The sequence below is a fragment of the Aromatoleum evansii genome, assembly GCF_012910805.1.
Classification (GTDB): Bacteria; Pseudomonadota; Gammaproteobacteria; order Burkholderiales; family Rhodocyclaceae; genus Aromatoleum; species Aromatoleum evansii.
Genome location: NZ_WTVK01000077.1, coordinates 1 through 19,917 on the forward strand (window position 1 = coordinate 1; position 19,917 = coordinate 19,917).

At 68.1% G+C, this 19,917-nt stretch carries 16 protein-coding genes and 1 pseudogene; 13 read left to right on the forward strand and 4 right to left on the reverse strand.

The genetic code is table 11. The annotated features are described in order from the left end of the window. Positions 1-98: 98 nt before the first annotated feature. A complete protein-coding gene (locus tag GO615_RS24685) occupies positions 99-773 on the reverse strand; it encodes a carbonic anhydrase family protein (RefSeq protein ID WP_169132520.1) in 675 nt (224 codons plus the stop codon). Positions 774-880: 107 nt separating this feature from the next. On the opposite strand from GO615_RS24685, the gene GO615_RS24690 reads away from it, so the two are divergent. From GO615_RS24690 to GO615_RS24740, 11 genes are all read left to right on the forward strand, one after another. Then, positions 881-1,792: a LysR family transcriptional regulator gene (locus tag GO615_RS24690; RefSeq protein WP_169132521.1), complete on the forward strand. Its 912-nt coding sequence runs from the start codon at positions 881-883 to the stop codon at positions 1,790-1,792. 141 nt (positions 1,793-1,933) lie between these two features. Beyond that, positions 1,934-2,929, forward strand: coding sequence for a PstS family phosphate ABC transporter substrate-binding protein (locus GO615_RS24695; protein WP_169132522.1), 996 nt, complete (start codon positions 1,934-1,936; stop codon positions 2,927-2,929). 210 nt (positions 2,930-3,139) lie between these two features. Then, positions 3,140-3,841 carry a TetR/AcrR family transcriptional regulator gene (locus GO615_RS24700; RefSeq protein WP_169132523.1) on the forward strand — a complete coding sequence of 234 codons (702 nt, stop codon included), beginning with the start codon at positions 3,140-3,142 and terminating at the stop codon, positions 3,839-3,841. A 79-nt stretch (positions 3,842-3,920) separates the two neighbouring features. Further along, entirely contained in the window at positions 3,921-6,410 is a 2,490-nt protein-coding gene (locus tag GO615_RS24705; RefSeq protein WP_169132524.1) for an acyl-CoA dehydrogenase, read from the forward strand. Then, positions 6,407-7,687: an acetyl-CoA C-acetyltransferase gene (locus tag GO615_RS24710; protein ID WP_169132525.1), complete on the forward strand. Its 1,281-nt coding sequence runs from the start codon at positions 6,407-6,409 to the stop codon at positions 7,685-7,687. The genes GO615_RS24705 and GO615_RS24710 overlap by 4 nt, the downstream gene beginning before the upstream one ends. Beyond that, positions 7,687-9,678 (forward strand): 3-hydroxyacyl-CoA dehydrogenase NAD-binding domain-containing protein, encoded by a 1,992-nt coding sequence (locus GO615_RS24715; protein ID WP_169132526.1) that lies wholly within the window; start codon positions 7,687-7,689, stop codon positions 9,676-9,678. Before GO615_RS24710 ends, GO615_RS24715 begins: the two co-directional genes overlap by 1 nt. 16 nt (positions 9,679-9,694) lie before the next feature. Then, positions 9,695-10,102, forward strand: coding sequence for an acyl-CoA thioesterase (locus tag GO615_RS24720; protein WP_169132527.1), 408 nt, complete (start codon positions 9,695-9,697; stop codon positions 10,100-10,102). A 125-nt stretch (positions 10,103-10,227) separates the two neighbouring features. Then, positions 10,228-11,520 (forward strand): OmpP1/FadL family transporter, encoded by a 1,293-nt coding sequence (locus GO615_RS24725; protein ID WP_169132528.1) that lies wholly within the window; start codon positions 10,228-10,230, stop codon positions 11,518-11,520. A gap of 148 nt (positions 11,521-11,668) precedes the next feature. Further along, entirely contained in the window at positions 11,669-14,050 is a 2,382-nt protein-coding gene (locus tag GO615_RS24730) for a 3-hydroxyacyl-CoA dehydrogenase/enoyl-CoA hydratase family protein (RefSeq protein WP_169132529.1), read from the forward strand. Positions 14,051-14,063: 13 nt separating this feature from the next. Next, positions 14,064-15,263, forward strand: a complete 1,200-nt coding sequence (locus tag GO615_RS24735; protein ID WP_169132530.1) for an acetyl-CoA C-acyltransferase — start codon at positions 14,064-14,066, stop codon at positions 15,261-15,263. Positions 15,264-15,607: 344 nt separating this feature from the next. Next, positions 15,608-16,408, forward strand: a complete 801-nt coding sequence (locus GO615_RS24740) for an enoyl-CoA hydratase/isomerase family protein (RefSeq protein WP_169132531.1) — start codon at positions 15,608-15,610, stop codon at positions 16,406-16,408. Between the two features lie 26 nt (positions 16,409-16,434). Here GO615_RS24740 and GO615_RS24745 read toward each other — a convergent pair whose 3' ends face one another. From GO615_RS24745 to GO615_RS24755, 3 genes are all read right to left on the reverse strand, one after another. After that, positions 16,435-17,070, reverse strand: coding sequence for a malonic semialdehyde reductase (locus GO615_RS24745; RefSeq protein ID WP_169132532.1), 636 nt, complete (start codon positions 17,068-17,070; stop codon positions 16,435-16,437). Between the two features lie 36 nt (positions 17,071-17,106). After that, positions 17,107-17,991 carry a pirin family protein gene (locus GO615_RS24750; RefSeq protein WP_169132533.1) on the reverse strand — a complete coding sequence of 295 codons (885 nt, stop codon included), beginning with the start codon at positions 17,989-17,991 and terminating at the stop codon, positions 17,107-17,109. Between the two features lie 167 nt (positions 17,992-18,158). Continuing rightward, positions 18,159-18,932, reverse strand: a complete 774-nt coding sequence (locus tag GO615_RS24755) for a YdcF family protein (RefSeq protein ID WP_169132534.1) — start codon at positions 18,930-18,932, stop codon at positions 18,159-18,161. A 118-nt stretch (positions 18,933-19,050) separates the two neighbouring features. On the opposite strand from GO615_RS24755, the gene GO615_RS24760 reads away from it, so the two are divergent. Next, on the forward strand, positions 19,051-19,599 hold the full coding sequence (locus GO615_RS24760) for a DUF2802 domain-containing protein (protein ID WP_169132535.1): 549 nt from the start codon (positions 19,051-19,053) through the stop codon (positions 19,597-19,599). Beyond that, positions 19,596-19,917: pseudogene (locus tag GO615_RS24765) on the forward strand (hypothetical protein); the annotation flags it as partial. The gene GO615_RS24760 and the pseudogene GO615_RS24765, both read left to right, overlap by 4 nt.

A 19,917-nucleotide genomic window follows, 5' to 3' on the forward strand; every position in this document is an offset into this window, starting at 1 on the left:
AAGGACAGGATGGGGATGGGTCTCTTGCAGACGCTGCGGAGTCCACCCATCCCCACCCCAACCCTCCCCTTGAAGGGGAGGGAGCCACGTTGTGCCAACTAGCCGGCGATGAGCCGCAGCGACGCGGCGTCGTGCAGCCAGGTGTCGTCGAAGAACGTCACCGTGCCGCTGGCGAGGTCGTGCTTGCCGCCGATGATGCCCACCTTGCCGGCGGCGATCAGGCGCTCGAGGATGGGGCTGCGGTTCACGATCGAACGCACCGAGCGGCGCACGTTCAGGTCGGCCACGTTCTCGACGAACGCGGCGTTCTTCGAATTGCGCTGCGCCGGATCCGGGGTCTGGCTCTCTTCATAGACGGCCGGCTGAATCTTCGACAGCAGCTCGGTGAGGTTGCCCAGTTCGACGTGGTCGCACGCGCCCTTGATGGCGCCGCACGAGGTGTGCCCGAGCACCACGATGAGCTTCGATCCGGCCACGTGGCAGGCGAATTCGAGGCTGCCGATGATGTCGGTGTTGATCACGTTGCCGGCGATGCGCACGGAGAAGATGTCGCCGAGGCCCTGGTCGAAGATGAGCTCGGCCGAGGTGCGGCTATCGATGCAGCTCACGACGGTGGCGAACGGCCACTGGCCGTCGCGCGTCTCGTTGGCTTGCTGCAACAGGTCGCGGCTCGCGCGCAGGTTGTTGACGAAGCGTGCGTTGCCCTCCCTGAGGAACTGCAGGGCAAGTGCAGGGGTGACGCTGGCCTGGGTTTCGGACGTATGGGTTTTCATGGAGGGGCGCAGCTCGCCTTCAGATGATTGACGTTGGTCGCGATGTTAGCGATGGGTGAAAATAATTAATAATCGATATTCGTGATGATGTGCATCGATAAAACTCTATGAATGCGACCTTTCGCCAGCTGCGCCTATTCCTTGCGCTCGCCGACCACGGCAGCGTCACCGCGGCAGCCGAGGCCTGCCATGTCACGCAGCCCACCGTGTCGATGCAGCTGCGCGAACTCGCCGACGCCGTGGGCCTGCCGCTATACGAACAGATCGGCAAGCGTCTCTACCTCACGACCGCCGGCGAGGCGCTGGCGGAAACCGCGCGCGCGATGCTCGACGAGTGGCTGGCGTTCGAGCAGGCGATCGACGCGATGAAGGGGTTGGAGCGGGGGCGGCTGCGGGTGGCGCTGGTGAGCACCGCGAAGTACTTCGTGCCGCGCCTGCTGGGCAGTTTCTGCGCGGAGCACCCGAACATCGACATCTCGCTCGAAGTGCTCAACCGCGACGGCGTCGTCGCCCGGCTGCGCGAGAACCGCGACGACCTCTACATCATGTCGATGCCGCCGGAGAACCTCGACCTCGAACCCCACGCCTTCCTGCCCAACCCGCTCGTCGTGATCGCCCCCGAGGGGCACCTGCTGGCCGGACGGCGGATCGAACTCATCGACCTTGGCGGTGAGCGCTTCATCTTGCGCGAGCGCGGCTCCGGCACGCGCCTCGCTTGCGATGCGCATTTTGCGCGCAACGCCTTCGTCCCGCGGGTGCGCCTCGAACTCGGCAGCAACGAAGCGATCAAGCAGGCCGTCGCGGGCGGCCTCGGCCTCGCGGTGATCTCGCGTCACGCCCTGGCGGCGCGGCCCGCGGACGACCAGCTCGCGATCCTCGACGTTGCCGGTTTCCCGCTCCAGTCGAGCTGGTTCACGCTGTACCCGCGCGGCAAGCGCCTCTCGCCGGTCGCGACGGTGTTCCTGCAACACCTCGAACGCACCGCGCGCGAATGGAGCGAACGGCGCGACCGGCGCTGACGCCTACCGCACGCGATCCTGACGGCATCGGCCGCGGGTCGCCGCCGCGCGATGTCATGTGTCTGTAACACGCCCAACATGTTCGTGTAACGCGCGCCCTCCAGCATGACGGCCTGTCTTCCACATACCGGAGCAAGTCCGATGGTTGTTCGCAAGTCTCTCGCCCTGTCCTCGCTGCTGCTCGCCGTGGCTGGCACCGTCCATGCCGAAACCCTGATCAAGGTCGACGGTTCGAGCACGGTCTATCCGATCTCCGAGGCCGTCGGCGAGGAATTCCAGAAGGCCAGGAAGAATGCCGTCAAGGTCACGATCGGCATCTCGGGCACGGGCGGCGGCTTCAAGAAATTCTGCCGCGGCGAGACCGACGTCTCGAACGCCTCGCGCCCGATCTCGAAGAAGGAGATGGAGGCCTGCGCCCAGGCCGGCATCAAGTACATCGAGTTGCCCGTCGCCTACGACGCGATCACCGTCGTCGTGAACAACGACAACACCTGGCTCAAGGAAGTGAAGGTCGAGGAACTGAAGGCCATGTGGGAGCCGGCAGCCCAGGGCAAGATCGCGAAGTGGAGCGACGTCAATCCCGCCTGGCCCGACCAGCCGCTCGCGCTGTATGGCCCGGGCGCCGATTCGGGCACCTTCGACTACTTCACCGACGCCATCAACGGCAAGGAGAAGGCGAGCCGCGGCGACTTCACTGCATCCGAGGACGACAACGTGCTCGTGCAGGGCGTGTCGCGCAACAAGGGCGGCCTCGGCTACTTCGGCCTGGCCTACTACCTCGAGAACAAGTCCAAGCTGCGTGCGGTGCCGGTCGTTGCGAAGGGCGCGTCCGCGGGCGTCGCGCCGGGCTTCGACACCGTGATGGACGGCAGCTACCAGCCGCTGGCGCGTCCGATCTTCATCTACGTCAGCGCAAAGGCCGCCGCAGAGAAGCCCGAGGTCAAGGAGTTCGTCGAGTTCTACCTGAAGAACGCGCCGCAACTGGTCAAGGAAGTGAAGTACGTGCCGCTGTCGGCGGCCGACTACACCCACGGCGTGAACAACTTCGCCAAGGGCAAGACGGGCACCGCCTTCGGCGGCACGCCGGAAGTCGGCATCAAGGTCGCCGAACTGCTCAAGCGCGACCCGAAGGAATAAGCGCCCGGGCCGCCCTGCGGGGCGCCCCCATCGCTGCGAGCCGGGACGAGAGTCCCGGCTCTTATTTTTTGCGGCGAATCGTTTGCTGGCCTGCGCTTCTCCGTTTCGGGCAAGGCGCGTCCGCGTTGGTGCACCACCGCATCAAAATTTCTTGACACTCAATCAATGAAACGTATGATTCAAACAACTGTTTGATTCATGTGTTTCATCATGCGCGCTCCCAGCGACCGACAACCCGCCCCCGAAACCCGCGACCGCATCCTCGATGCGGCCGAAGCCCTGTTCGTCGAACACGGCTTCGAGGCGACGACGATGCGCATGATCACGAGCCGCGCGGACGCCAACATCGCGGCGGTGAATTACCACTTCGGCAGCAAGGACGCGCTGATCCAGGAGGTGTTCAGGCGCCGCCTCACCGAGCTCAATCGGCGGCGCCTGGCGGTGCTCGACCGGCTGGAGGCGGAGGCGCAGGGTGCGCCCCTCAAGCCCAGCCGCATCGTGGAGGCCTTCTTCGGCACGGCGCTGGAGATGGCGGCGGATACCGAGCACGGCGGTCACACTTTCATGCGCCTGCTTGGTCGAACCTATACGGAACCCAACGGCTTCGTGCGCCAGTTCCTCGCCGAGGAATACGCCGAGGCGGTCGAGCGCTTTCTCGCCGCGCTGTACCGCGCGCTGCCCGACGTGCCGCGCGAGGAAATCCTGTGGCGCTTCCATTTCATGATGGGGGCGATGTCCTACGCGATCGCCGGCACCGATGCGCTGCAACTCTTTGCCGGCACGTTCGACGACGCCGACCCGGAGCGACTGCTGCCGCGGCTGATGTCCTTCCTGCTCGGCGGGCTGCGTGCGCCGCTGCCGGGGCAGGGCGTGCCGGGCGAGAACGGAAAGGGTGCGCACCGCACCCAATGAACCGAATGCGGACCGGTCCCGGAATGACGCGCGACGCAGATCGCGCCGGGGCGGATCCTGAACGATAGAGGAGACGACAATGATCTGGTGGTTCATCGCTTTGCTCCCTCCCTTGGCAATCGCGCTCGCCTACGGGCGAGCGCCCCTTTTTGCCTGGGCAGGGGTCGGGTTGGTCTGGCTGGCCGCGGTCGGCTGGGCGGAGGGCTGGGCGCCGGCGGGGATCGCTGCGGCGCTGGCGGTGTTCGCGGCCGTGATGGCGGTCTTCCTGCTACGCCCCGTGCGTCGTGCGCTCGTGACTGCTCCGATCTTCCGCGCCTTCCGCGCCGCGCTGCCGTCGATGTCGCAGACCGAGCGCGATGCGCTGGAGGCGGGCACCGTGTGGTGGGAAGGCGAACTCTTCCGCGGCGCGCCGGCGTGGTCGAAGCTGCTCGCCTATCCCTGGCCCACGCTTACCGCCGAGGAGCGCAGCTTCCTCGACAACGAGACCGCCGAGCTGTGCCGCCTCACCAAGGACTGGCAGGACAACCTGCGCCAGGATCTGTCGCCCGAGGTGTGGCAGTACATCAAGGACAAGGGCTTCCTCGGCATGATCATTCCCAGGGAGTACGGCGGCAAGGGCTTCTCGGCCTACGCCCATTCCCAGGTCGTGACCAAGCTGTCGACGCGCGCCTCGGCGCCCGCGATCACGGTGATGGTGCCGAACTCGCTCGGCCCGGCGGAGCTGCTGCTGCACTACGGCACGCCGGAGCAGAAATCCCACTACCTGCCGCGCCTGGCGAAGGGGCTGGAGATCCCGGCCTTCGCGCTGACCAGCCCGTGGGCGGGGTCCGACGCGGCGTCCATTCCCGACGCGGGCGTCGTGTGCAAGGGAATGTGGCAGGGGCGCGAGGTGCTCGGCATGCGCGTCTCGTTCGACAAGCGCTACATCACGCTCGCGCCGGTATGCACGGTGTTCGGGCTGGCCTTTCGCCTCTACGACCCGGACGGCCTGCTCGGCAGCGAGCCGGACCTCGGCATCACCTGCGCGCTGGTGCCGGCCGATCACCCCGGCGTGGACACCGGCCGCCGCCACTTCCCGCTCAACGGCATCTGGATGAACGGGCCGGTGCGCGGCACTGACGTCTTCATGCCGCTCGACTTCATCATCGGCGGGCCGAAGATGGCCGGGCAGGGCTGGCGCATGCTGATGGAGTGCCTCGCGGCGGGCCGCTCGATCTCGCTGCCCGGTTCCAACACCGGCATGCAGAAGATGACGGCGCGCGCCGTTGGTGCCTATGCGCGCGTGCGCTACCAGTTCAAGACCGCCATCGGCCGCTTCGAGGGCGTCGAGGAGGCGCTCACTCGCATCGGCGCGAACACCTATCTCAGCGACGCGGCGCGCGTGATGACGGCCGGGGCGGTGGATCTCGGCGAGAAGCCCTCGGTGGTGTCCGCGATCGTGAAGTACCACGTCACCGAGCGGGCGCGCCAGACCGTCAATGACGGCATGGACGTGATCGGCGGCAAGGGCATCTGCCTCGGGCCGCAGAACGTCCTCGGTCGCGCCTACCAGCAGATCCCGGTCGGCATCACGGTCGAGGGCGCGAACATCCTCACGCGCAGCCTGATCCTCTTCGGCCAGGGCGCGATCCGCTGCCATCCCTACGTGCTCGACGAGATGCACGCCGCGCAGGACAACGCGCTCGCGGCCTTCGACACGGCCTTGTGGGGTCACGTCGGCTACACGGTGTCGAACGCCGCGCGCGCACTGGTGATGGGCCTCACCGGCTCGCACTTCGTCGGCGTGCCCGACAACATTGCGCCCGAGACGCGGCGCTATTACCAGCAGCTCACCCGGTTTTCGGCGGCGTTCGCGTTCATTTCCGATATCTCGATGGGCACGATGGGCGGTGCGCTGAAGCGCAAGGAGAAGCTCTCCGCGCGCCTGGGCGACATCCTGTCGCTGATGTACCTCGCCTCCGCGGTGCTGCGCCGCTACGAGGCCGAAGGCCGCCAGGCCGCCGACGCGCCGCTGATGCACTGGGCGATCTGGGACTGCATGTTCAAGGCGCAGAACGCCTTCGAGGGCGTGATCGCGAACTTCCCGAACAAACTCTTCGCGACGCTCCTGCGCCGCATCGTGGTGTTCCCGCTCGGGCGGCCCTATGTCGTGCCGTCTGACCAGCTCGGCCACGAGGTCGCCAAGCTGCTGATCGCGCCGTCGGCGACGCGCGACCGGCTGACCTCCGACGTGTATCTGCCGAGCGATCTCGAAGAACCGGTCGCGGCCGCCGAGGCCGCGCTCGCCGCGACGATCGCCGCCGAGCCGGTCGAGGCCAAGGTGCGCCAGGCGCAGAAGGAAGGCCGCTTCGTGCCGGGCCTGCTCGTGGGCGGCGGTGTCGATGCGCTGTGGCAGCGCGCCTTCGACGCGGGCGTGATCACCGCCGACGAGTTTGCGCTGCTCCAGCGTCGCGGCGAGCTGCGCGACAAGGTGATCCGCGTCGATGACTTTCCCTACGACTTCGGCCTGCGTGACGCGCTCGGCGTGATCGCGTCGCAGTCGCCCGCGACGGTGAAGGCTGCTGCATGACTCGCGACATCTTCATCATCGACGGCGCACGCACGCCCTTCCTCAAGTCGCGCAACACGCCGGGGCCGTTCGCGGCCTCGGACCTCGCGACCGCGGCCGGCGCCGCGCTGCTCGCGCGCCAGCGTTTCGCGCCGGACGAACTCGACGAGGTGATCCTCGGCTGCGCGAGCCCTTCGCCCGACGAGGTCAACATCGGCCGCGTCGCCGCGCTGCGCATGGGCTGCGGGCAGAAGGTGCCGGGCTGGACCGTGATGAGGAACTGCGCCTCCGGCATGCAGGCGCTCGATTCGGCGATCGCGAACATCCAGGCCGGACGCTCGGATCTCGTGCTCGCGGGCGGCGTCGATGCCCTGTCGCGCGCACCGCTGCTGCTCTCCGACGCGATGGTGCGCTGGCTCTCCGGCTGGTACGCGACGAAGACCGTCGGCGACAAGCTCGGCGCGCTGCGCCGCTTCAGGCCCGGCTACCTCGCACCGGTGATCGGCATCATGAAAGGGCTCACCGACCCCATCGTGGGCCAGCTGATGGGCCAGACCGCCGAGAACCTCGCGCACCGCTTCGGCATCTCGCGCGCCGAGATGGACACCTTCGCCGCGCGCAGCCACGCCCGCGTGCTGGCGGCGCGCGAGGCCGGGCATTTCCATGAGATCGTGCCGCTGATCGACCGCGACGGCACCGTGTACGCCGACGACGACGGCGTGCGCGCCGACTCCACGCCGGAGAACCTCGCCAAGCTCAAACCCTTCTTCGACCGCAAGTACGGCCGCGTGACCGCCGGCAACAGCTCGCAGATCACCGACGGTGCGGCGTGGCTGATCCTCGCGTCCGCGGAAGCGGTCGAACGCCACGGCCTCGTGCCGCTCGGGCGCATCGCCGACAGCCAGTGGGCGGGCCTCGACCCCGCGCAGATGGGCCTCGGCCCGGTGCACGCCGCGACGCCTATCCTGCGGCGCCACGACTTCGCGCTCGCCGACATCGACGCGTGGGAGATCAACGAGGCTTTCGCGGCGCAGGTGATCGCCTGCCTGCGTGCCTGGGACGACGCGGACTATTGCCGCGACGAACTCGGGCTCGACGATGCCTTCGGCCGTCTCGACGAGGCGAAGCTCAACCCCGACGGCGGCGCGATCGCGCAGGGCCACCCGGTCGGCGCGAGCGGCGCGCGCATCGTGCTGCATCTGCTGAACGTGCTGCGCCGGCAAGGCCTGAAGCGCGGCATCGCCAGCATCTGCATCGGCGGCGGGCAGGGCGGCGCGATGCTGGTGGAGGCGCTGTGATGAGCGATTTCAAGCATCTGGTCCTTGCCCGCAAGGGGGACGACTCGGGTCTCGCGTGGCTGTATCTCGACCGCGCCGGCGCAAGCACCAACACCCTGTCGCGCGAACTGCTCGACGAACTCGCCGCCGTGTTCGCGCAGCTCGAAGCCGATCCGCCCAAGGGTCTGGTCATCGCCTCGGCGAAGCCGGCCGGTTTCGTTGCCGGCGCGGATATCGAGGAGTTCACGCGCATCGACTCAGCAGCGGGTGCGCGCGATCTCGTGCAACGCGGCTGGGAGCTTTTCGACTGGCTCGCGCGCCTGAAATTCCCGACGCTCGCGCTGATCCGCGGCCATTGCCTCGGCGGCGGGCTGGAGCTCGCGCTGGCATGCCGCTACCGCATCGTCGTCGATGAGCCCGGCACCAAGCTCGCGCTGCCCGAGGTGATGCTGGGCATCGTGCCCGGCTGGGGCGGCATGAAGCGCCTGCCGGAGCTGATCGGGCCGGCCGCGGCGCTCGACATGATGCTCACCGGCAAGAGCCTCGATGCGCGTCGCGCGCAGAAACTGGGCCTCGCCGACGCCTGCGTGCCGCCGCGCGTGATCGAGAACGCCGCGCGCATGCTGTTGCTGTCCGGCCAGCCGCCGCGTGCGCTGCCCCTCGTGCAGAAGCTGCTGAACGGCCCGCTGAAGGCGCTCGTCGCGAACAAGGCACGCGCGCAGGTCGCGGCGAAGGCGCGACGCGAGCATTACCCGGCGCCCTACGCGATCCTCGACATCTGGCAGAAGCACGGCGGCAACGCGCTCGCGGTGCCGGCCGACGACCCGGCCTCGCTGGAGGCGATCTTCCGCTCGCCGACCGCGAAGAACCTCGTGCGCGTGTTCTTCCTGCAGGAGCGGCTGAAGGGCTTCGGAAAAGACTCGGACTTCGCGCCGCGCCACGTGCATGTCGTCGGCGCCGGCGTGATGGGTGGCGACATCGCCGCACTGTGCGCGTGGGCCGGCATGACGGTTACGCTGCAGGACCAGTCGGTCGAACGCATCGCCCCGGCCGTCGCGCGCGCAGCCAAGCTCTTCGAGCGCAAGACGCGCGGCGAGCAGCGCCAGGTGCGCTTCGCGCTCGACCGGCTGATCCCCGATCCGGCCGGCCACGGCGCTGCGCGCGCCGACCTCGTGATCGAGGCGATCTTCGAGAACCTCGACGCCAAGCGTGCGCTGTTCGCCGAGATCGAGCGGCGCGCGAAGCCCGAGGCGGTGCTCGCGACCAACACGTCGAGCCTGCGCATCGAGGATATCGCTACCGAATTGACGGCCCCGCGCCGGCTCGTCGGCATCCACTTCTTCAACCCGGTCGCGCTGATGCCGCTGGTCGAGGTGGTGCGCGGGGAACAGTCGGACGACGAGGCGCTGCGGCGCGCGGCGGCCTTCGTGCGCCGCCTCGACAAGCTGCCGCTGCCGGTGAAGAGCGCACCGGGTTTCCTCGTGAATGCGGTGCTGGGCCCCTACATGCTGGAGGCACTGCGCTGCGTCGAGGAGGGCATCGCGCCGGAGACGATCGACGCCGCGCTGATGGCCTTCGGCATGCCGATGGGGCCGGTCGAGCTGGTCGATACGGTCGGTCTCGACATAGCGGTCGCTGCCGGCAAGGCGCTGGCCGGTGTGGGCGCCGAGCCGCCGCCGAAGCTGATCGCGCTGGTCGCCGCCGGGCAGCTCGGCCGCAAAAGCGGGCAGGGCTATTACCGCTGGGCCGAGGGCAAGGCGCAGAAGGCTGCGGCCGGGACGATTCCTGTCGGGCTGGCCGAGCGCATCCTTGCGCCGCTGATCTCCGCAGCGCGCCGCTGCGTCGAGCAGGGGGTGGTCGCGGATGCCGATCTGGCCGATGCCGGAATCATTTTCGGAACGGGCTTCGCCCCCTTCACGGGCGGCCCGCTGTATCATTCCCCGGAAGTGGGGAAAGGGCCGTCCGATGCGGTTCCGGCCGGACCGCGGAATGCCGTTGTCCATCCAGCGTGAGCGCAAGGGGAGTCTGATGAGCGAAGCCGCGACCGAGCCGGTGAAACTACCCGAGAACAAGCAGCCGGCCTTGCGCGTGATGCCGATGCCGGCCGACCTGAATCCGTCAGGCGACGTGTTCGGCGGCTGGATCATGGCGATGGTCGACATCGCCGGTGCGATTCCCGCGCACCGCCGAGCGCGTTGTCGTACCGCGACCGTGGCGGTGAACTCCTTCGTGTTCAAGCAGCCCGTGTCGGTCGGCGACCTTGTAAGTTTTTATGCCGAAGTAGTGTCCGTTGGGCGCACTTCCATCACTGTAGACGTCGAGGTGTATGCCGAGCGCGACCCCGAGAACCCGGTCGTCGTGAAGGTCACCGAGGCGACGCTGACCTACGTCGCGCTCGACGACAAGGGGCGCAAGCGGCCCGTTCCGCCTGCCTGAACTCCATTCGATGAATCTTGCGCGGCCCCGCGGTGCCGGGGGGCGCGCGTATCCGGGGAGACTGCGCTGCGGGTCCGGAATGTAGCGCCGAAGTTGCACAGACAAATCACGAGGAGATGAGACCCATGAAGAAAACGACGATCGCCCGCCTGCTGCCTGCCGCCCTGCTCGCACTCGGGTCCGGCGCGGCTTCGGCCGCCGGTTTCCAGTTGCTCGAGCAGAACGCCAGTGGCATCGGCAACGCCTATGCGGGTTCGGCCGCGGTGGCCGAGAACGCCAGCACGATCTTCTTCAACCCGGCGGGCATGACGCAGCTGCAGGCGCGCGAGGTTTCGCTGGGGATCTCGGCGGTGCGGCCGAGCTTTGAGTTCAAGGACAAGGGCTCGGTCGGCGGTGCTTTGTCCGGCAATGGCGACGATGCGGGCGACTGGGCGGCGATTCCCAATGCCTACCTGTCATGGGCGCTCAACAAGGATCTCTATCTGGGCGTCGGCTTCAGCGGTCCCTTCGGTCTCGTCACCGACTACGGTGACAGGTGGGTGGGCAGCGCACAGGCGAACAAGTTCGAGATCAAGACGATCAACATCAATCCTTCGCTTGCGTGGCGCGTCAATGACAAGGTGTCGCTGGGCGTCGGGGTTAACTGGCAGCGCATGGAGGCGGAGTACGAACGCATCATCGCAGTGTCGAACCTCGGTCCGGTGCCTCTGGCGTCCTCGACTGCGAAGCTGGAGGTCGACAACGACGCATGGGGCTGGAACGTCGGTGCATTGTTCACGCTGTCGCCGTCGACGAAGGTTGGCGTGTCCTACCGGTCGAAGGTCGATCACAAGCTCAAGGGTGATTTGAAAATTGCTGGGGGGGCCGCCCAGTTCGGCGCAATCAACCCTCGCCTTCAGACCGCAGATGCCAAGGTGGACGTTGAATTACCCGACACCTTCATCATTAGTACCACGCAAAAACTCAGCGACCGCTGGGAGATGCTCGGCGACCTGTCGTGGACCGGTTGGAGCAGCGTGAAGGATGTTCCGATCGTGCGCGATTCGGGGCCACTTGCGGGCACCACCGCACAAACGCTCGAAGCTGATTTCAAGGATACGTGGCGCGTGGCGCTGGGCGCCAACTACCTCCTCAACGACGCCTGGAAGCTCAAGTTCGGCATCGCCTACGACCAGACGCCGGTGAAGGACAAGGAGCGCCGCCTCGTGTCGCTACCCGACAACGACCGCACCTGGTTCACCTTCGGGGGACAGTGGAAGGTGAGCAAGAGCAACACGCTCGATCTCGGCGCGGCCTACCTGTATGTGCCGAAGACCAAGATCGACAACAACCAGCTCGCCGATGGCCGCGGCCGCGTGACCGGCGAGTACACGTCCAGCGTATGGATCCTCGGCGCGCAGTATTCGATGGCGTTCTGACGTCGTGATGCGGGGGCGGCGGTCGCATTGCGCCGCTGCCCTTTTCGCGGCATCCGCCGCATCCATCCGCTAAAAAGAAGAAAGCAGCATTCGCCGTGGGCTGCGGCTGCGCCGACGGTATGTCATTTGCATTGACCGGAGAGTTGGCATGAGCAATTTCATCATCCGCAAGGTCGCGGTGCTCGGCGCGGGCGTGATGGGGGCGCAGATCGCAGCCCACTGCGCGAACGCCGATGTGCCGGTGCTGTTGTTCGACCTGCCGGCGAAGGACGGCAAGCCCAACGCGATCGTCGACAAGGCGCTCGCCGGCCTGAAGAAGCTCGATCCCGCGCCGCTGGCGGCGAAGGACCGGGCGGGATTCATCGACGCGGCGAACTACGGCGCCGACCTCGACAAGCTGCGCGAGTGCGACCTCATCATCGAGGCAATCGCCGAGAAGATGGAGTGGAAGCTGGACCTGTACGCCAAGGTCGCGCCCTTCATCCGCCCGGACGCGGTCTTCGCCTCAAACACTTCGGGGCTGTCGATCAACCGCCTTGCCGAAGGGATGCCCGCCGCGCTGCGGGGGCGCTTCTGCGGCATCCATTTCTTCAATCCGCCGCGCTACATGTCGCTGGTCGAGCTGATCGCGACGCGCGACACGGAAGCCGCGATGCTCGACCAGCTCGAAAGCTGGCTCACGACCCGGCTCGGCAAGTCCATCGTGCGCGCGAAGGACACGCCCAACTTCGTCGCCAACCGTGTCGGCGTGTTCTCCATCCTCGCGGTGATGCATCACACGGCGCGCCTCGGGCTGGGCTTCGACGAGGTCGACGGTCTCACCGGCCCGCTGATCGGCCGCCCCAAGAGCGCGACCTACCGCACCGCGGACGTCGTCGGCCTCGACACGCTGGCCCATGTCGTCGGCACGATGCAGGCGACGCTGCCGGACGATCCGTGGCATGCCCACTTCACGGTGCCCGAGTGGCTGCAGGCGCTGATCGCGAAGGGCGCGCTGGGGCAGAAGACGCGCGCCGGCATCTACCGCAAGGAAGGCAAGCAGATCCAGGTGCTGGACCTGAAAACCGGCGACTACCGCCCGAGCGCGGGCGACGTGATCCCGGCGGTCGAGACGATGCTGAAGACGAAGGATCCGGTCGAGCGCTTCTCGCTGCTGGCGGCGAGCGAGCTGCTGGAGGCACAGTTTCTGTGGTCCATCTTCCGCGACGTGTTCCATTACTGCGCCGTGCATCTCGGGGACATCGCCGACAGCGCGCGCGACATCGATCTCGCGATGCGCTGGGGCTTCGGCTGGGCGCAGGGCCCGTTCGAGACCTGGCAGGCGGCCGACTGGAGCGAGATCGCGAAGGCGATCCAGCTCGACATCGACCACGGCCGCGCGATGGCGAAGGTGCCGCTGCCGGCCTGGGTGTTCGAGCGCACGGGCGTGCATGAGGCGGGCGGTTCGTACTCCGCGACCGGGAACGCGCTCAAGCCGCGCCGCGACCTCCCGGTGTACAAGCGCCAGCTCTACCCCGAGCAGGTACTCGGCGAGGCGCCGGCCGAGCGCGGCGAGACGCTGTGGGAGAACGAAGGCGTGCGGCTGTGGACGCGCCCCGACCAGGATGCCCGCATCGGCATCCTGTCCTTCAGGTCGAAGCAGCACGCAATCGGCGACGAGGTGCTGGACGGCCTGCTGGAGGCGGTCGCGCGTGCCGAGACGGACCTCGACGGCCTCGTGCTGTGGCATCCCGCGCCGTTCGCGGTCGGCGCGAACCTGTACCAGGTCGTCGAGGCGTGCAAGGCCGGGAAGTTCGACATGCTCGAGCGCACGGTCGCGAAGTTCCAGCGTGCGTCGATGACACTCAAGCACGCGCAGGTGCCGGTCGTCGCGGCGATCCAGGGCCTGGCGCTGGGTGGCGGCTGCGAGTTCGCGATGCACTCGGCGCACCGCGTGTTGGCGCTGGAGAGCTACGTCGGCCTCGTCGAGGCGGGCGTCGGCCTGATCCCGGCCGGCGGCGGCAGCAAGGAGTTCGCGCTGCAGGCGCACTACCTCGCGCAGAAGGCCGCGGGCGGCGACGTCTTCCCCTTCATCCAGAACAGCTTCCAGACGGTCGCCATGGCGACCGTCGCGAAGAGCGCGCTGGAGGCGGTGCAGCTCGGTTTCGCGAAACCCACCGACGACGTCGTCTTCCACCCGCAGGAGCTGCTCTATGTCGGCATCCGCCGCGCCCGCGCGCTGGCAGAGTCGGGCTACCGCCCGCCGCTCGTGCAGCGTGCGGTGACGGTCGCGGGCAGGAACGGCATCGCGACCTGCGAGCTGATGCTGGTGAACATGGCCGAGGGCGGCTTCATCTCGCCCTACGACTACAAGGTCGCGAAGGCCGCGGCCACGGCGCTGTGTGGCGGCGAAGTGGAGACGAATTCGCGCGTGTCCGAGGAGTGGATCCTCGACGTCGAGCGTGCGCTGTTCGTCGATCTGCTGCGGCAGGAGAAGACGCAGCAGCGCATCGCACACACGCTCGAAACCGGTAAGCCGCTCAGGAATTGATGGGGATAAGGACATGAGCAGACAGATTCAGGAAGCCTATATCGTCGCCGCCACGCGCACACCGGTCGCCAAGAGAAACGGGCTGTTCCGCAGCGTGCGGCCGGACGACATGCTGGCGCACGTACTGACGTCGGTGGTCGCGAAGGTGCCGGGACTCGATCATAAAGAGATCGGCGACGTGATCGTCGGCTGCGCGATGCCGGAAGCCGAGCAGGGCATGAACGTCGCACGCATCGGCCTGCTGCTGGCGGGCCTGCCCGACACGGTGCCGGGGATCACGATCAACCGCTTCTGCTCGTCCGGGCTGCAGGCGGTCGCGGACGCCGCGGCGCGCATCCGGCTGGGCGAGGCAGACGTGATGATCGCCGCCGGCACCGAGTCGATGAGCGCGATGCCGCAGATCATGGGCAACAAGGTCAGCCTCAACCCGGCGATCTTCGCCAGGCAGGAGAACCTCGGCATCGCCTTCGGCATGGGCCTCACCGCCGAGAAGGTGGCGCAGCAGTGGAAGGTGAGCCGCGAGGACCAGGACGTCTTCGCGCTGCACTCGAACCAGCGCGCCTGCGCAGCGATCGCGGCGGGCCTCTTCCGCAACGAGATCAGCCCCTACACGGTGCGTGCGCACCTGCCCGGCGAGGGCGGCGCGGTGCGCGTCGTCGAGCGCGTGGTCGACACCGACGAAGGGCCGCGCGCGGATGCGTCGCTGGAAGCGCTGGGCAAGCTGAAGCCGGTGTTCGCGGCACGCGGCTCGGTGACGGCTGGCAACAGCTCGCAGATGTCGGACGGCGCAGGCGCGGTGCTGCTGATGAGCGAGGCGGCGGTGAAGCGCTACGGCGCGACGCCGATCGCACGCTTCGTGAGCTATGCGGTCGCCGGCGTGCCGCCGCAGGTCATGGGGATAGGGCCCGTGGAGGCGATCCCGCGGGCCTTGAAAGCGGGCGGGGTCGCGCAGGGCGAGCTGGACTGGATCGAACTCAACGAGGCCTTCGCGGCGCAGGCGCTCGCGGTCATCAGTCAGCTCGGCCTCGACCCGGCACAGGTCAATCCGCTCGGCGGCGCGATCGCGTTGGGCCATCCGCTCGGTGCGACCGGGGCGATCCGCACGGCGACGCTGATGAGCGCGATGCAGCGCGATGCGAACCTGCGCTACGGCATGATCTCGATGTGCATCGGCACCGGGATGGGTGCTGCAGGGGTGTTCGAGCGGGTTTGAAGCGATCCAGAGCAGGGTTTCACAGGCTTCGCAAAACCCCGACGCGAGGTCGGAGCGGGGGCGGGGTGCGGGCCTGTCGGGTCGTGCCGAGGCCGGAGCCTGCGACGGGGAAACAAGGCGATGCATGTCTGAGCCCGCAGGGCGAGTTTGCATCGCCGCCCCGGCGCGGGTTTCGGCCGAGGGTAGCCGCAGGCCACGACCTTCAGGCCTGCACCCTGCCCCCGCTCCGGCCGGATTACAGCCCACGCGGTCTCACGGCATACTAGTGGATCAGAATCCGCGGCCGCGAACGCCACACCACATAAACGCGACGCGGCAGACATCACAGGGAAGGATAGATTCTTATGGCCAACACCGTATTGCTGACCGTCGAAAACCGCGTCGCGACCCTCACGCTGAATCGCCCCGCGCAGCTCAATGCCTTGTCCATCGAGATGATGGAAGACTTCCTGCATGCCACGCGTGCGCTGCGCGACCTCAAGGATGTCGATGTCGTGGTGCTCGTCGGCGCCGGCGATCATTTCATGGCCGGCGGCGATCTCAAGGATTTCGCGACGCAGTTCCACCTCGGCCCGCAGGCGCGCATGGTGGCCTTCCGCGCGATCATCGAGAAACACATCAATCCGGCCGTCGAGATCCTGCAGTCCCTGCCGCAGCCGGTGATCGCCAAGGTGCGCGGCGCCTGCGCGGGCTTCGGCCTGTCGCTGATGCTGGGTTGCGACCTCGCGTTGTGCGCGGACAGCGCCAAATTCACGACCGCCTATTCCTCGATCGGCCTGTCGGCCGATGGCGGCATGTCGTGGTTCCTGCCGCGCATCGTGGGACGGCGCAAGGCGGCGGAACTGCTGCTGCTGGGCGACCGTTTCGATGCCGCCGAAGCACTGCGCCTGAGCCTCGTCAATCGCGTCGTCCCCGCTGCGGAACTCGACGCCGAAACCGCAGCGCTGGTCGGGCGCCTGCAGAACGGCGCGCGCCACGCCTACGGCGAAATCAAGCGCCTGCTGGCCTCGTCGGCGGATGCAAAGATCGAAACCCAGCTGCAGAACGAGGCCGAGGCTTTCGCGCGCTGCAGCGCGACCGAGGATTTCGTCGAAGGCATCAGCGCCTTCCTCGAGAAGCGCAAGCCGGGGTTCCGCGGTGCCTGAAACCCTGGCGCAAGGGCGCGATGCGTTCAAAGCAGCTTGCAGGCCTCGTCGAAGTCGAGCCGCGGGTTGCGTGGGTAGAGCTTCGTCGCATCGCCATAGCCGAGGTTGCACAGGAAGTTTGTCTTCACGTGGCTGTCCGGGAAGTACTCCTGGTTGAATTCACTGCTGGCGCTGCTCGTCGCGGGGAAGAATTCATGGTCGACCCTGGCCTGGTCGAAGCCCGACATCGGGCCGCAATCCAGCCCGACCGCGCGCGCCGCCATCATGAAATAGGCGCCCTGCAGCGAGCTGTTGCGCCGCGCCGTGACTTCGGCGAGCTCGGGCGTATCGACGAACCACGCGCGCGCGTCGGTGTGCGGGAACAGCTTGGGCAGCCGGTCGTAGAAGCGGCCGTCGTAGCCGATGATGGCGGTGACCGGAGCGCGGCGGGTCTTCTCGACGTTGCCGGGGGCGAGCGCCGGCAGGAGCCTGGCCTTCGCTTCCGGCGTGCGCAGGAACAGGATGCGCGCCGGGCAGCAGTTGACGCTCGTGGGGCCCCATTTCATCAGATCGTACAGCTCGCGCAGCGTGTCGTCGCTGACCGGCCTGTCCAGCCAGTCGTTGTGCGTGCGCGCCTCGCGGAACAGCAGATTGCGTCCTTCCTCGTTCAGGGTCGAGCTCATCGTTTTCTCCGGTGGGTGTGGGGCTGCCCTTGAACCCTAAGGCAGCGGGATGCGTTCGGTTTCTCCCGGGACCGGCGCGAAGCGCTCGGCCCGCCAGTCTTCCTTAGCCTGTTCGATGCGTTCGCGCGTGCTGGCGACGAAGTTCCACCACACGAAGCGCGGGCCGTCCAGCGGGTCGCCGCCCAGCAGCATGAGACGCGTCTGCCCCAGCGCGCCAAGCGTGATGTCCGCGCCGCGGGCGAAGACCAGCAGCTGGCCGGGCGGATAGGCCTGTCCGTCGATACGCACGGCACCTTCCACGACGTAGGCTGCGCGCTCGTCGTAGTAGGCCGGGATGTGCAGGCGCTGCTGCGCGACGAGCGTGACGTCGGCATAGAAAAGCGGCGAACGCGTCTCGGCCGGCGAGCGCACGCCGAAGATCTCGCCGGCGATCACGCGGATGCGCATGCCGGGTTCGCTGATGACGGGCAGTTCGGCGGCGCCATGGTGTGCGAACGCCGGTGCCATCTCCTCGTCGCGCGCCGGCAGTCCGACCCAGGCCTGCAGGCCGGACAGCTTCGGCCCGGTGGGGCGCAGTTCGGGTGGTGTGCGCTCCGAATGCACGATGCCGCGCCCGGCCGTCATCCAGTTGAGTTCGCCGGGGCGGATCGGCTGCACGCTGCCGAGACTGTCGCGGTGCAGGATCTCGCCGTCGAACAGGTAGGTGACGGTCGCGAGCCCGATGTGCGGGTGAGGGCGCACGTCGAGCCCCGTGCCGGGGTCGAGCTGAACCGGCCCCATCTGGTCGAGGAAGACGAAGGGGCCGACCATGCGCCGCTGCGCCGAGGGCAGCACGCGCAGGACCTTGAAGCCGCCGCCGAGGTCGCTCGCGCGCGGGATGACGATCGTTTCGATGCTGCTGTCGGGGGACGCGTCGCTCATGCCTGCTCCTTTCGCGCCATCATTGTCTTGCCGTCCCGATTCCGACGTGCCGGCCGGGCGGTCGTGGGGCCTCGTTCGCGGGCCTTCCTGTCATCATAGACTCACTGCCTGTCGCGGGAAGCCCCTGCGCGCTTTCCCGCCGCGCGCCGGGAGCGCTTCGGCGCCCCTCAGCGCGTCAGGCGATAGGCCAGCAGCCCCAGCCACTCGTGCACGGCATACCAGCCGGCGTAGGCGGTGGTCGGGCCGGGAAGCTCTCCGAGCGCCTGGTCGCCCGCGCCGGTGCCGCCCAACCACGCCGTCGGCGCCGGGATGACCTGCAGGCCCGCATCTTCGAATGCCGCCTGCGCGCGCGGCATGTGGGCGGCGTGAGTTACTAGCAGGATGCGGCTCACGCCCGCGGCGCGCAGCGGCAGCGCGGAAAATCGTGCGTTCTGCTGCGTATCGAGCGATGCCTTTTCGACCCAGCGCACCGGCACGCGGAAATCCTCTTCCAGTGTCGCCTGCATCAACTCGGCCTCGGGGATGTCGCCCGTCGGCGCGCCGCCGCTGACCAGCACCGGCAGTCCGGTCGTGCGCGCGAGTCGTGCCGCGTAACGCAGCCGTTCGAGCGCCAGGCGGTTCACCGTTTCGCCGCCGTATTCCGGCGCATTGCGCCGCTTGCCCGCCCCGAGCACGACGATGGCCTGCGCCTGCCGCATTGCCGCCGCATCGACGACCGGTGCCGTTTCGAGACGGTTCAGCAGCCAGCCGACGCTCGCGGGCGTGGACAGCAGTAGCGTGGCCGCGACGCCGAGCCATGCGAGTCTGAGTCCGGCGCGCCGCGAGCGTGCGGCGAGCAGCAGGCCGGCCGCGATGACGAGCAGGGGGGCGAGCGGCGGCTGGACCATGATCGAGACAGCCTTCTTGAGCCAGAACAGGGCGAGCGCGGAATCGAAGGCCATCTGCATTGTCGGGAGGGTGGGCCGCCAGTATTATCCCCGACTTATCCGTTGTCGCGCGCCTCCCGGTCAGCCTTCCCGATGCTCCATCCTTCTTGTCCTGTCCCCTGTGCGAGGTCGAATGGGATTGCGTGAACTCATCCTTGCCGCGATCGCCCTTCTTGCGGTCTATGTCGGCTACCAGCTCTACCGCGCATCGCGCGCGCCGCGGATGTCGGCGCCCGGGCCGGACGGCACGCCGGCCGAGGCGCCCGCGCTTGCCGAAATTGTCGTCGCGGAAAGTGACGACGATGACGAACCCGGCCCCCTCTACGGTCGTGAGCGCCCCGCACCCGCCCCCGCCGGCACCGACACCGCTCCGGACGCGTTTCAGCACGAACTGGAAGTCCGTCAGCTGCGGCGCGAGCTCGAGCAGCAAGGCAGTGCGCTGGCCGATCTGAAGCGCGAACTCGACGAGGTCCGCGAGCAGTTGCGCGCGCACAAGGAACAGGCCGATGCAGGGCTCGTGACGCGCGGAGCCTCGCCCGAATACAACGAGGCACTGGTGTTCGCGCGCCGCGGACTGGCTGCCGAAGCGATCGCCGAGCGCTGCGGCATCACCGTCGCCGAGGCCGAGCTCGTGCAATCGCTGGCGCGCAGCCAGGGCGGCGAGTCCGGGAACGCCCAATGAGCGAATCGCTCACCGCGGGAGACGGCGCCGGTGCCGCCGCAGAAACGTTGCGCAAGGCCAGCCTGAAGCGGGCACTGATGGCGATCGTCGCCCTCCTGGCGCTGACCGCATCGCTGTGGCTGGTGGAGGAGAGCGAACTGGCGGCGCCCGAGCCTCAGGCCGCCGTTCCCGCGGCCGATCCTTCCCCCGCCGAAACGGTCACGGCGCCGGCTGCGGTGTCGTCCTCGTCTCAGCCCCCCCCCGCCGCCGACGCGACGTCCGCGGAGACGATGCCGGCCGCGCCGGAACCGCGGGCAGCGGCGGAAACCAGTCCCGCTC

Excerpts from the sequence above, each read along its gene's own strand:
- GO615_RS24690 (WP_169132521.1), top strand. The coding sequence starts at position 881 with ATGAATGCGACCTTTCGCCAGCTGCGCCTATTCCTTGCGCTCGCCGAC.
- GO615_RS24700 (WP_169132523.1), top strand. The coding sequence starts at position 3,140 with ATGCGCGCTCCCAGCGACCGACAACCCGCCCCCGAAACCCGCGACCGC.
- GO615_RS24715 (WP_169132526.1), top strand. The coding sequence starts at position 7,687 with ATGAGCGATTTCAAGCATCTGGTCCTTGCCCGCAAGGGGGACGACTCG.
- GO615_RS24750 (WP_169132533.1), bottom strand. The coding sequence starts at position 17,991 with ATGAGCGACGCGTCCCCCGACAGCAGCATCGAAACGATCGTCATCCCG.
- GO615_RS24695 (WP_169132522.1), top strand. The coding sequence starts at position 1,934 with ATGGTTGTTCGCAAGTCTCTCGCCCTGTCCTCGCTGCTGCTCGCCGTG.
- GO615_RS24740 (WP_169132531.1), top strand. The coding sequence starts at position 15,608 with ATGGCCAACACCGTATTGCTGACCGTCGAAAACCGCGTCGCGACCCTC.
- GO615_RS24735 (WP_169132530.1), top strand. The coding sequence starts at position 14,064 with ATGAGCAGACAGATTCAGGAAGCCTATATCGTCGCCGCCACGCGCACA.
- GO615_RS24760 (WP_169132535.1), top strand. The coding sequence starts at position 19,051 with ATGGGATTGCGTGAACTCATCCTTGCCGCGATCGCCCTTCTTGCGGTC.
- GO615_RS24755 (WP_169132534.1), bottom strand. The coding sequence starts at position 18,932 with ATGGCCTTCGATTCCGCGCTCGCCCTGTTCTGGCTCAAGAAGGCTGTC.
- GO615_RS24705 (WP_169132524.1), top strand. The coding sequence starts at position 3,921 with ATGATCTGGTGGTTCATCGCTTTGCTCCCTCCCTTGGCAATCGCGCTC.
- GO615_RS24745 (WP_169132532.1), bottom strand. The coding sequence starts at position 17,070 with ATGAGCTCGACCCTGAACGAGGAAGGACGCAATCTGCTGTTCCGCGAG.
- GO615_RS24720 (WP_169132527.1), top strand. The coding sequence starts at position 9,695 with ATGAGCGAAGCCGCGACCGAGCCGGTGAAACTACCCGAGAACAAGCAG.
- GO615_RS24710 (WP_169132525.1), top strand. The coding sequence starts at position 6,407 with ATGACTCGCGACATCTTCATCATCGACGGCGCACGCACGCCCTTCCTC.
- GO615_RS24730 (WP_169132529.1), top strand. The coding sequence starts at position 11,669 with ATGAGCAATTTCATCATCCGCAAGGTCGCGGTGCTCGGCGCGGGCGTG.
- GO615_RS24685 (WP_169132520.1), bottom strand. The coding sequence starts at position 773 with ATGAAAACCCATACGTCCGAAACCCAGGCCAGCGTCACCCCTGCACTT.
- GO615_RS24725 (WP_169132528.1), top strand. The coding sequence starts at position 10,228 with ATGAAGAAAACGACGATCGCCCGCCTGCTGCCTGCCGCCCTGCTCGCA.